This is a genomic window from Eikenella sp. NML070372 (assembly GCF_001648415.1).
Taxonomy (GTDB): domain Bacteria; phylum Pseudomonadota; class Gammaproteobacteria; order Burkholderiales; family Neisseriaceae; genus Eikenella; species Eikenella exigua.
Genome location: NZ_LXSN01000004.1, coordinates 34,526 through 46,535, shown reverse-complemented (window position 1 = coordinate 46,535; position 12,010 = coordinate 34,526). Strand labels below are relative to the sequence as shown.

The 12,010-nt window shown below is 56.4% G+C and carries 11 protein-coding genes; 6 read left to right on the top strand and 5 right to left on the bottom strand.

The features are described 5' to 3' along the window. The first annotated feature begins 112 nt into the window (after positions 1 to 112). Together A7P97_RS02030 and dcd are read left to right on the top strand one after the other, a co-directional pair. Positions 113 to 1,012 carry a recombination-associated protein RdgC gene (locus tag A7P97_RS02030; protein WP_067530177.1) on the top strand — a complete coding sequence of 300 codons (900 nt, stop codon included), beginning with the start codon at positions 113 to 115 and terminating at the stop codon, positions 1,010 to 1,012. A 105-nt stretch (positions 1,013 to 1,117) separates the two neighbouring features. Beyond that, on the top strand, positions 1,118 to 1,684 hold the full coding sequence (dcd, locus tag A7P97_RS02025; protein ID WP_067530176.1) for a dCTP deaminase: 567 nt from the start codon (positions 1,118 to 1,120) through the stop codon (positions 1,682 to 1,684). A 71-nt stretch (positions 1,685 to 1,755) separates the two neighbouring features. Here the strand turns inward: dcd and pncC are convergent, their stop codons facing one another. From pncC to A7P97_RS02010, 3 genes are read right to left on the bottom strand one after another with little or no spacing between them, the layout of a single operon-like run. Further along, on the bottom strand, positions 1,756 to 2,229 hold the full coding sequence (gene pncC, locus A7P97_RS02020) for a nicotinamide-nucleotide amidase (protein WP_067528237.1): 474 nt from the start codon (positions 2,227 to 2,229) through the stop codon (positions 1,756 to 1,758). A 37-nt stretch (positions 2,230 to 2,266) separates the two neighbouring features. Beyond that, entirely contained in the window at positions 2,267 to 2,752 is a 486-nt protein-coding gene (nudB, locus tag A7P97_RS02015) for a dihydroneopterin triphosphate diphosphatase (RefSeq protein WP_067530175.1), read from the bottom strand. After that, positions 2,749 to 4,227, bottom strand: a complete 1,479-nt coding sequence (locus A7P97_RS02010) for a mechanosensitive ion channel family protein (protein ID WP_067530174.1) — start codon at positions 4,225 to 4,227, stop codon at positions 2,749 to 2,751. Before A7P97_RS02010 ends, nudB begins: the two co-directional genes overlap by 4 nt. A 438-nt stretch (positions 4,228 to 4,665) precedes the next feature. Between A7P97_RS02010 and A7P97_RS02005 the strand changes: the two genes are divergently transcribed. From A7P97_RS02005 to A7P97_RS01990, 4 genes are all read left to right on the top strand, one after another. After that, positions 4,666 to 6,234 carry a serine/threonine-protein kinase gene (locus A7P97_RS02005; protein ID WP_067530173.1) on the top strand — a complete coding sequence of 523 codons (1,569 nt, stop codon included), beginning with the start codon at positions 4,666 to 4,668 and terminating at the stop codon, positions 6,232 to 6,234. Positions 6,235 to 6,312: 78 nt separating this feature from the next. Then, positions 6,313 to 7,461 (top strand): protein phosphatase 2C domain-containing protein, encoded by a 1,149-nt coding sequence (locus A7P97_RS02000; protein WP_067530172.1) that lies wholly within the window; start codon positions 6,313 to 6,315, stop codon positions 7,459 to 7,461. Between the two features lie 31 nt (positions 7,462 to 7,492). Further along, the gene (locus tag A7P97_RS01995) at positions 7,493 to 9,190 is read left to right on the top strand and encodes an FHA domain-containing protein (RefSeq protein WP_067530171.1); all 1,698 of its coding nucleotides are present in this window, start codon (positions 7,493 to 7,495) and stop codon (positions 9,188 to 9,190) included. A 12-nt stretch (positions 9,191 to 9,202) separates the two neighbouring features. Continuing rightward, positions 9,203 to 9,859, top strand: coding sequence for an FHA domain-containing protein (locus tag A7P97_RS01990; RefSeq protein ID WP_067530170.1), 657 nt, complete (start codon positions 9,203 to 9,205; stop codon positions 9,857 to 9,859). A gap of 221 nt (positions 9,860 to 10,080) precedes the next feature. Here the strand turns inward: A7P97_RS01990 and A7P97_RS01985 are convergent, their stop codons facing one another. Next, entirely contained in the window at positions 10,081 to 10,770 is a 690-nt protein-coding gene (locus tag A7P97_RS01985) for a pseudouridine synthase (protein WP_067530169.1), read from the bottom strand. Between the two features lie 216 nt (positions 10,771 to 10,986). Then, positions 10,987 to 11,811, bottom strand: coding sequence for a pyruvate, water dikinase regulatory protein (locus tag A7P97_RS01980; RefSeq protein ID WP_067530168.1), 825 nt, complete (start codon positions 11,809 to 11,811; stop codon positions 10,987 to 10,989). Positions 11,812 to 12,010: the final 199 nt, after the last annotated feature.

Here is a 12,010-nt window from a genome sequence, read left to right as displayed (position 1 = left end):
ACTTTGGTTTTTCTTCTCTTGCCGGTCTTGGTAATCATCGTTCCAAATAGCTTTCTAAGCCTGCTTGGCAGTATAATGCCGCGTTTTGAAACAAACTGAAACAGCAAGCAAAATGTGGTTTAAACAAGTCAGCTTTTATCCCCTAAACAAAGACAAACTACCGGATTTGGAAACCTTGTCCTCCAGGCTGCAAGAGGCCGAATTTGCCCCGCCGCAGGGTTTGGACTGGTTTGGCGAAGGCTTTGCCCCGCCGGAAGGGTTTTCGCCGGAATTGGTGTTTCCCGCCGATTTCACTTGGAGCGTGGCGCTGAAAAAATCCGAAAAAGTGCTGCCCGCCGGCGTAATCCGCGAGATTTTGGACGACAAAATCGCCGAAATCCAAGGAGCCGAAGCGCGCACCGTGGGTCGCAAAGAAAAGCAGGAGCTCAAAGAGCAGATTACGGACGACCTGCTGCCCCGCGCCTTCACCCGCAGCAGCAAAACGCAGGCTGTGTGCGACACGCGCAGCGGCTTCCTGCTGGTGAACCAAGCCTCGGCCACCCGTGCGGAAAACCTGTTGGCCAAGCTGCGCGAAGCCTTGGGAGGGCTCGAAGCCAAACTGCCGAACACCAAACAATCACCTTCCTCCCTGATGACCGAGTGGCTGCTCGCCGGCGCTTGCGGCGGCGGCTTTGAGCTGGATGATATGTGCGAACTCAAAGGCACCGGCGATGCCGCGCCCACCGTGCGTGTGTCGAAACAGGATTTGACCGCTGATGAAGTGGTGCAGCACGTGAAAACCGGCAAAACCGTTACCCAGCTCGGCCTGGTGTGGCGTGATCAGATTGCCTTTGTGCTCACCCAAGATTTCACTCTCAAACGCATCCAGTATTTAGACGTATTGCAGGAAGAAGCCGAAAGCCACGGCGACGATGCCTCCAGCCTGGCCTTTGCCTCGCAAATCCTGATGGCCGAAGCGTTCTCCACTCTGCTGCAGGAATTGGTATCGCTTCTAGGCGGCTGGCAGGATTAAATACCAATTCTTCAGGTAGCCTGCTGCTCCAAAAGGCTACCTGAAAACTTCAGCAGCACTTTCAGGTAGCCTCCCCTCAAACTAACCCAACCCAGGACAAACACCATGAGCATCAAATCCGACCGCTGGATCCGCCGCATGGCCGAAGAGCACGGCATGATCGAGCCGTTCGAGCCCAAGCAAATCAAAGAGCAAGACGGCCGCCGCATCATTTCCTACGGCACATCCAGCTACGGCTACGATATCCGCTGCGCCAACGAATTCAAAATCTTCACCAACATCAACAGCACCATCGTCGATCCGAAAAACTTCGATCCAAAAAACTTCGTGACCGTGGAAGACGACTGCTGCATCATCCCGCCCAATTCCTTTGCTCTGGCGCGCACGGTGGAATACTTCCGCATCCCGCGCAACGTGCTCACCGTGTGCCTGGGCAAATCCACCTATGCGCGCTGCGGCATTATCGTGAACGTGACCCCGTTCGAGCCGGAATGGGAAGGCTACGTTACCCTCGAATTCTCTAACACCACCCCCCTGCCCGCCAAAATCTACGCCGGCGAAGGCGTGGCGCAAGTCCTCTTCTTCGAGAGCGACGAAGTGTGCGAAACTTCCTATAAAGACCGCAAAGGCAAATACATGGGGCAAACCGGCGTTACCCTGCCCAAAGCGTGAGGCCGACGGCATGAATAAAGGCTACCTGAAATTTTCAGGTAGCCTTTTCCATTCCAATCAACCCTGCCGGGCTATCGCTCCAAATACTTTTTCATCAGTATCAGGGCAAAGCGCACGGCTTGGGTGCGGATGGCTTCGCGGTCTCCTTCAAAGTGCTGCTCTTTGGCCCAGATGCGCTGTTTGGTGGCCAGGCTGAACCAAACCGTGCCCACGGGTTTCTCTTCGCTGCCACCGTCGGGGCCGGCGATGCCGGAGATGCTGAGCGCATAGTCGGCTTTGGTGGTGATGAGTGCGCCCAGCGCCATTTCGCGCACGGTTTCTTCACTCACTGCGCCGTAGTGGCCGAGGGTGGCGGCGTTCACATTAAGGAGCTGCTGTTTGGCGTGGTTGCTGTAGGTAACGAAGCCTGTTTCAAACCAGGCGGAGCTGCCGGGCAGGCGGGTGAGCGCGGCGGCGAGCAGGCCGCCGGTACAGGATTCGGCGCAGGTGATGGTTTCGCCGCGTTGGGCGAGTTGTTGGGTAACTTCTTGCAGCAGGGTATCCATAACAGGGCTCGTTTGGGGTGATGACTGCCATCATCTATCAAAGCGGTGGGGCAGTCAATTTTTCAGGTAGCCTGCCTTCGGTTTCGGCGGCCAGACGCAACAATGCTTCGCGGTTGGAAGGGGAAAAAGCAAGACTGGCGGCTTCGGCCAGCGGCAGCCAGCGGTGGGCGCGGTGTTCGCGCGCGGAAAGGCGTACGGGGCTGGCGGCGGGAATGCGGGCGGAGAAGACGTGTTCGGTGTTGCGGGTAACGCCGGGGGCGTAGCGGTGGCGCCAGTGTTCGTAGATTTCGTATTCGTTTTGCGTGTGCCAGTCTTTTAATTCTTCAGGCGCGAGCAGGATGCCGGTTTCTTCGGCCACTTCGCGCAGGGCGGTGGCAAACGGGGTTTCGCCTTTTTCCAAGCTGCCGGTTACGGATTGCCAGAAGCCGGGCGGGGACACGCGCTCGAGCATCAGGGCGCGGCCTTGCCCGTCATGCAGCAACACCAGCACGGATTCCGGGCGCTTATAGGCGGGGCGATTCATGACCGGGCGTCCTCTTGGCTTTCCGATGGCTTGGCCGGCTCGGGATTGGCGTTGGCGAATTCGTCGGAGGCGGTATCGCCCTGCGCCTGATAGCCGGCTTTGAGCAGGGCGGCAGCATCGGGGGAGAGGTCTTGATTCAGAATGCGTACTTCACGCTGCGGGAAGGGGAATTCGATGCCTTCTTCGTTAAACCGCCGCCACACGGTGAGCAAAATGGCTGAGCTAAGGCCGAGAAAGCCGTTTTCGGGGTCGCGCACCCAAAAGCCGAGCCGCAGATTGATGCCGTTATCCGCGAAATCAATCAGATAAGCCTTAGGCGGCGGATCGGTTTTCACGCGCTCCTGCGCGGCGGCAGCCTCCTGCAGAATCTCGATCGCCTGGGTTAAATCGGTATGGTAGGCTACCTGAACGTCTAAACTCTGCCACAGGGATTTACCGGTGTAGGATTCGTTGATCACAGTAGAAGTGATGAAAGTTTCGTTCGGAATCAGCGCCTCCTGCCCGTTGCTGCTGCGCAGCACCACGAAGCGGGAAGTGATTTGCGTCACGTAGCCGGTGAAGCCGTTTACCGTGAGCCGGTCGCCTGGGCGCACCGAACGGTCGCCCAAAATAATGAAGCCCGACACATAATTGCTGGCAATTTTCTGCAAGCCGAAGCCCAAGCCCACACCCAACGCGCCGCCAAACACGGAAAGCACGGTTAAATCAATGCCCACCAGCGGCAGCGCAATCAACACCGATAACACCAAAAGCAACGAGCGCGCCAATTTGGAAAGCACGATTTGCAGGTTTGGATCCAGCCGCGTGCTGCCTTTGAGCCGTGCATCGATATAGCGCGACAGCCACATCGCGCCCACCAACATCACGCCCACCCACAACAATCCGGTGAGCACGGTATAAAGCGAAAGCCGCGCCGAGCCAACTGAAAACTGCAAGCCGCGCAGCCAGGCCAGAATCAAATCGTCAATGCCCGAAGCCCACAGCAGAAACGCGCCCCACAGCGCAGCCGCCAGCGAAGATTCCATCCGCTCGGAAAAACGGTTGGCCGGAATCGCCGAATGGAACACCGCCAGCACCACCCGAATCAAAATCATCCAACGCGCCGCCATCACCAACAGGCGCAGCCACACCGCCGTTGCCCCGAAAAAGGCAAACCAGCCACCCAACGCCAATGCCCCGCCCAGCAGCATCAATAGCGGCCAAGCAATGCGGCGCCCGATATGGCGCAAAAAATGCGGCTTGCCGTCTTCCGTCGGCATCTTGCCCAGCAGTCGGCCGGAGAGGAAATACGCTCCCACCAGCAAAGCTAACGCCAGCACCAAATCCACCCAGCCGAGCGTTTTGGATAAGCTGCCGAGCAGCTGGTTCAGCCCGAATTCCTCACGCGAAAACAGGCTTAGCAAAAAGGTGTGCAGATTAGTACCGAGTTGGTCGAGCCAATCGGCATTGGTGGCAACAGTGAACAAAGGAAGCATGATGATTTTCCGTGCGGTGTGTGATGGTGTCGATTATATAGGCAAACGGTGGGGCTTCATATGGCGGCAGGATTAGCAGAGAAAGTAATGTTTAACTGAAGCATGAAATGGGAAGATGGGAGCAGGCTACCTGAAAAGTTTCAGGTAGCCATAACAATAATCGCTGCTAAGATGTAAAAACAGGAAACCTTTATCTTACCGCTCTTTCCCAATCAATACGGGGGCAGCATTACTCCTCTCCACAGCACTCCTGATGCCGTCTACAGTACTCTGCCCTAATATTGGTCCATTGAGAACCTCTCTGTAGTCATTACCAGTTTCCAACATCCTAAAAATTAACCACTTTGCTTGGCAGCGGAAATTGCCTTGTTTCAAGCTTCCTTTATATAATGCTGGGTAATGTGGATTATTTGCAGGTTTTGGTAAAGGATAGTGTTTATGACGCAGCAAAACGTCCAACGGGCAGACGCGCTGGTTGCAGGTAGCCAGCTTCACACTTACATCGTCCTCAAAGTGCTCGGCTCCGGCGCATTCGGCATCACCTATCTGGCCGAACATATCCATTTCGGCTCGCAACACGTTATCAAAGAATACCTGCCCGACAGCGGCGTTCGCGTTCAAGGGCTGACCATTCAAGCCAAAAGCAGCAGTGACCAGGAAATCTTCAACTGGGGCTTAAACGGCTTTTTCAACGAAGCCAAGCTGCTCTACGGCTTAAGCCACCCCAACGTAGTCAAGGTAACCGACCTGTTCGAGGCCAACGGCACCGCCTATTTTGTGATGCCCTATCTGCGCGGTATCACCCTGCACCAATGGATTAAAGGACACCCCAGCCCGAGTGAAAATGAGCTGGCCAGTATTTTTATCCCCTTGCTTGAAGGCCTGAAATATATTCACGAGCGCCAGCTGCTGCACCGTGACATCAAACCAGAAAATATCTTCATCACCGAAAACCAAACCCCGGTATTAATTGATTTCGGAGCCGCCCGGCAGGCTGTCGGCCAAAAAAGCCGACCACTTACCCAAATCCTTACCCCTCCTTTCGCCCCTATCGAACAATACCACTCACGCGATGTTTTCATGCCCGCTCTGGATTTATACAGTATCGGCGCCTGCATTTACCAATCCATTACCCACCAGCTGATTGAAGAAGCCCCCGCCCGCATCGCCGGTGAAGATACCCAACCCAAGCTGGCCGGCAGTCGCTATGAAGGCCGCTACAGCCATCATTTCCTTGCCGCCATCGACTACGCTCTCAACGTGCGTGCCGAAAACCGTTTCCAAAATGCTATGGATATGCAGCAGGCACTGCTTGGACTGGCAGAAATTCCATCTCAGGCTGCCTCCCTCCCCGAAGCCGGCAATACCACCCAAGCCTCTTACCCGACACAAACCGCCGTGTACGGGAAAGTGCTACCCAAACAGCGTAAAACTGCTCCAGCAGCGACCAGCAGCAAATCGAAATGGCTGTTGTGGGGCAGCATCGTTGCAGCAATGTTGGTAGTGCTGGTTATCGCCGCTTCCGTCCTGATGCGCGACAGTGATAAAAACGGCGAACCTGCCTCCCCACCCACCGCCTCAACTGCTGCCGATACGCCGGTAGTACTGCCACCCGCCAGCCAAACCCAACCTGAGCAGCCCGCTGAAAACGATAGCGGCAAGAATGACGGCACCGGTATCTCGGCTGCTTATCTCGACGAAATTAACAAACAGCTGCCACAAATGATCAGCGACGGCGTGCGTTGGGACAAAACCGTCTATGTCGAGAGTAGCAACGAACTGATAATGCAGATTACCATGACCGACCTGCACCTCCGTGACCTCAACAGCGACCAGCTCAACGAATTGCAGAGTTCTATCGGCCCAGCTATGGCCAAAACCTTCTGTACCGATCCCAATATCAGCCCGTGGCTGATCCAACATAACGGTACCCTTATCATTGCCTTCTACGACAAAAACGGCAAACACCTTGTCGATGGCACAGTATCCGGCAGCGACTGCCCATAAATCAGTCCCTTCTGCCACATAGTTTTCAGGTAGCCTGCCGCCCAATTGCGGTATCAGATGGCCGCTGAAGGAGTACCTATGCAGATCAATTTCCATCAAAGCCAGTACATCGGCCAACGTGAAGAACAGCAAGACGCACTGGGCAACCTGGTGCTTTCTCCCCAGCACAAACTCTATGTACTGGCCGACGGCATGGGCGGGCAGCGCGGCGGGCAAATTGCCGCCAAAACCGTGGTAGCTGCCTTTTTAGACTATTTTCAACAATATGGCCTACACGAAGCTGAGCAGGATTTGCGCCGAGCCCTGCACCAAGCCAACCAGACCCTGTCCGACACCCTGCGCCGACAGCCGAAACTCGAAGGTATGGGCACCACCGTTATTGCCGTGGTGGTAGACGAAACCGACAACCGCTACAGCTACATCAGCGTCGGCGACAGCCCTCTCTACACCTACGGCCAAGGCAGCCTGCGCCGCATCAATGCCAACCATGCCTTTGCCGAAGATCTCAAACGCATGATCGCTGCGGGGGAAATCAGCAGCGAAGCCGCCGACCGCCACCCCGCCCGTCATGCCGTAACCAGCGCCGTAATGGGCAAAGACATCGCCCATATCGATTGTTCCTCCGGCACACTCTCTCCCGGCGAATTACTGCTCTTGGCCAGCGACGGTGTGCAAACCTTAAGCGATGAGGAAATCGAGCAAACCCTTATAGCTGCTTCAGGTAGCCTCGAAGACAAAGTAAACACCCTACTGGCCCTGGTGCAGGCCAAACGGCATCCGCATCAAGACAATACCTCGCTACTTTTGGTACAGGCAACTGCCAAACAAACCTCGCCCGCTACCCAAGTGCACGACCTGTCTACGCAATCCCTCCCTGCCACCGGCGAGTCCACGCTCTCTACCCGAATTTCAGGTAGCCTCCCGCCCGCACCATCCACCTCCAGCTTCCCCGCCAAAGGCCTTATCATTGGCTTTATTTTGGGTGTACTCTTAGTTGGTACCTGGTGGTTCACATCCGACCGCCACACCCAGCACATGCCGCCAAACGAGGATGTTTCCTCTGCATCCGCAACCTCTTCACCGGCCACATCCGAACCTTATACACCGACCTCTCCTACCCCTGCATCTGAGCCACCCTCTGTCGTATCCAGCCCGAAAAATCCACCCGCTGCTTCCGTGCCGCTGCCACTGATGCCGCCTGACTCCTCTGCGCCGCAAACCCGATAACACCATCTGCACAATCAATTAAGGATCCTCTATGAAACACTTTTGGCGAAAATTTCTGCTGCTATCCCTTTTGATGCTGCCCGGGCAGGCCAGCGCCAATCAGCCCGATGTTTTGAGCGCGGCCAAATCGGTATACCGCCTATGGATAGGCGTGCCGCTGCCGACGCAAATCGCCTCGCAGCTGGTCAGCCCGCAGATGCTCTCGGAAATCAACAGCAACGGCTATGTGCGCGTTGCCGCACAAAATGGGCAGAACCTTACCCTCTTCAAACAAAACGGCCAAATCTACCTCTTTGCCGGCCACGGTTCGGGCTATTTGGTGTCGACAGAAGGCCACCTCGTAACCAATGACCACGTTGCTAACGCAGATGTGGGTGAGATGGCACAGCTGGGCAAGCCGGAAGTGTTTGTGGTGCGCACCATTGCCCCCCACCTAGAGCTAATTTCCACCCAGCAGATTTCCAGCGACAGTGCCAAAGACCTTAGCCTACTGCAAGTGCACGGCCTCACTGGCAAACCGCTGCCGCTGGCTGCCGAAAAATTCCTCCAACCTACCCTACCGGTGTTTTCCATCGGTTTCCCCGGTGCTTCCGATGATATTACCTCCGGCTTCGGCTTCGGCGACCCCAATGCCTACATCCAGCCGGTAATTGCCGAAGGTACGCTCAAACGCGAATTCAAAAACTACGAAAACCGCAGCTACTGGGAACACCACGCCCCCATCAGCGGTGGCAACAGCGGCGGCCCGCTGGTAAACCGCTGCGGCCAGGTGGTCGGCACCAACGAAGGTGCGCACAAAGAACAGGTTAATACTGTTATTGCCGTTTCCAACTCCGAACTTGTACCGATTCTGCAAAGCCACAACGTCAAATTCACCCAAATCAAGAACGAATGCGTAGACAGCGCCACCGCCAGCACTAAGCGCCAGCTCACCCTGCTTTATAGCGGCATGGGTTTGCTGATATTGCTGGCCGGCGGCGGCGGCGTGTATCTGCTGCGCCTGAAAAAACAGGTGAAAGCCGGCTCCAATCCGCCGATTAACTCCCAGTTGATCCGCCGCATCGTCGGCGCGCAGCAGGTACAACAGGCGCAGCCAGCCCAAGCCGGCATTTCAGGTAGCGTTACACTCACCGCACTCTGCGGCGGCAGCAATATCGTCTTGCCGGCCGGCAAACCCACGATTATCGGCCGCAGCGCACCCGCCTCCGTTATTATCAACCAAGCACAGGTATCCGCCCGCCACGCACAACTGCTGTTCGACGGCCACCAAGTACAGGTGGAAGACTTGGGCAGCACCAACGGCACCTATGTAAACGGCAGCAAAATCACCCGCGCCGTTTTGAACGCCGGTGATGTATTGCAACTGTCTGCCGACGAAAACATTGCCCGCTTCAGCATGGGCTCGCCACAAGCCGCCCAACCTCGTATTACCGCCACCCTGCAACCGCTCGGCGCCGGTCTGCCCGCCATCGCACTCTACCCCGGTCAAACCGTCCGCATCGGCCGCAGTAGCGGCAACGACGTGGTGATCAACCGCCAGCAAATCTCCGGCAGCCACTGCCGTATCAGCGTGGACGCAGCCGGCAACGTTGTGTTGGAAGACCTGCAATCCACCAACGGCACCTTTGTAGACAGCCTGGAGCAGCGCATCAGCCGCACCACCTTGCGTTCCGGCCAAACCATCTATCTGGCCAACCGCGATATTGCCTACCAACTCACCCAATCATAAAAGGAACATAGCATGGCAATGACTCTCTGTGCTGCCGGTAAACACTACTACGACTCCGCAATACAGGCCGACTGCCCCTATTGCGGAGACTCCGGCTTTTCCGGTAGCCCCTACACCGCAGCCGCCCCGACCCCTGCCAACGAACGCACCCAAATGCTCGCTGCCGATTCGCAGCAACTGGCCGCCCAAAGCGCCAAAACCCAAATCCTTGATAACACCGCCACCGAGGCAAGTAGCGCCCCTGCCTTGAAAACCCATATCATCGGCATGAGCAACCGGCCCGATGACGAACCCCGCGCTAAAGGCATGTGCGAATTCCCCGTGGTCGGCTGGCTGGTTATTACCGAAGGCCAAGGGCGCGGCACCGATTTCCGCCTGATTCAGGGGGAAAACCGAATCGGTCGCAACACCGACCTCGAAGTCTGCCTCGATTTCGGCACGCAAAGCGACAACACCGTCAGCCACGAAGCCCATGCCGTCGTGGTATATGACCATCACGCCAACGAGTTCTTTATTGAGCGCGGCAGCAGCCGAAACCTCGCTATGCTCAACGGCAGCACCATCCGTGGCGAGCCCACCCTGCAACGCAACGACATCATCCAAGTCGGCACCACCAAACTGCTGTTCCTGCCCTTCTGCGATCACAGCTTTAAATGGCAGGCAGACTGATTGAGAAGACGTGAAAAGGCTACCTGAAAAGCAGCACAGCAAGTTTCTGCGAAGCTGAAATTTTCAGGTAGCCTTTATTTACATCCACTTTTCGACACAAGCAGTAGGCCGTCGCGAATACAAGAGTACGGCAAAGCGGGCTAATGCCGTACAGAAGGGAAATACTTTCGTTATATACCCGCCCCCACAATGTTTCAGGTAGCCTCAAATACCCGAGCCACTCAATCCTCGGGCTGGATAAAGCGCCACTGCCCCGGCAGCAAATCATCACACTCCCAATCGCCGAAACGCAGGCGGTGCAGGGCTTCCACGCGGTTGCCGGCAGCGGCCACCATGCGTTTTACCTGGTGGTATTTGCCCTGGGTGATGGTGAGCAGCAGGCTGTGCGGATTTTCCAATTCGGCAGCGGCAGCAGATACGGTTTTATTGTCATCGTGCAGCAGCACGCCTTGGCGCAGGGCGGCGCACAGCTCTTCGCCGGCAGGATGCTTGAGCGTGGCGCGGTAGAGCTTGCCCACATGGTGTTTGGGCGAGGTTTGGCGGTGGTTGAACGCGCCGTCGTTGGTGATGAGCAGCACGCCGGTGGTGTCGGCATCAAGCCGGCCGATGGCTTGCGGCTCGGTGGCGCGGATGTGGTCGGGTAGCAGGGAAAACACGCTGGGATAGTCGCGCGGTTTGTGCGAAGTTTCGTAGCCGGCGGGCTTGTGCAGCAGGATGTAGTAGTGCGGCAGGGGGATGACAGCGATCTCTTCGCCGTCGATGGCGAGACGCTGCACTTGGTCGGGTTCGATTTCGGCAGCAGGCTGTTCGGCAGTTTCGTCGTTAATCGTAATGCGCCCTTGTTCGACCAGCTGGCGACATTGTTTGCGGCTGCCGATACCTTGGGCTTGCAGGTATTTGGTGAGTTGCATGGTTGGCGAATAGCGGATTGGATGCGGGGATTATAGCAAAGCAGCTTGGCAGCCCAACTGTGCCGCTGGAGGCTACCTGAAAACCAAAGTGGGGGATGCCTCCCACTATCGGCGTAGTGTAGTAATGCCTCCCGCAAGCAAGCTGCCATACAAAAGGCTACCTGAAAACGGTAAGCCGTGTTTTCAGGTAGCCTCTTCATATTGCAGCAGTGCAGCTTATGTGCGCCGTTGCAGTTTGCAGGCGAGCATAATGCCGGCGGCAAGCTCTTCCACGGATTTATGGGTGGTGCTGGTGTGGGGGATGCTGTGTTGACGGAACATGGATTCGGCTTCGCGCACTTCGCGCCGACAGTTTTCGGGGCTGGCATATTGGGAGTTGGGGCGGCGTTCGGTGCGGATATGGTGCAAACGGGCGGGATCGATGGTGAGGCCGAAGATTTTGGATTTGAAGGGCTTAACCATGCGCGGCAGGTCGATGTTGTCCAAATCGTCGGGGGTAAGCGGGTAGTTGGCGGCACGGATACCGTATTGCAGGGCGAGGTAGAGGCAGGTGGGGGTTTTACCGCTGCGGGATACGCCCATGAGGATTACGTCGGCGTCGGCAAGATCTTTGGCGGATACGCCGTCGTCGTGGTTGAGGGAGAAGTTTACGGCTTCCATGCGGGCATCGTAGCGCTCTGTGTTTTGGATGCTGTGGGTGCGTCCCACCTGCAATACGGCTTGGGTGCCGAGTTCTTCTTCAAGTTTATTGATAAAGGCGTCGAAAAAGCTCAGGTGTAGGCCGTTGCAGTTGCGGATGATGTGGCGGATGTCTTCGTTCACGATGCTGGTGAAGATAATGGGGCGCAGGTTGCAGCCGTCGGCAATTTTATTCACTTCGGCCACCACGCGTTCGGCTTTTTCGGGGGTGTCGATAAAGGGATAGGTGAGGCGTTTAAATTCGATGCTGTCGAACTGGTTGAGCAGGGCGTCGCCCATGCCCTCGGCGGTGAGGCCGGTGCGGTCGGAAATAAAGATGGCGTGGCGTGTGCATGGTGGCATTGGTGTTCCTTTCAGCTAGCCTAGTGGGATTCCTAATAAATTATTGATGCGTAAATATGCTTAAAAACGACTTATTCTAGCAGCTTTTGCGGTCCAGGTTTGGGTGTAGTTTTCCTACAAGGCAACGAGCCAACAGTACAGGCAGTACAGCAAGACGAGCCAACGCAGCAGGAAAAAAGCATGTGCTTCAGCTATAGCC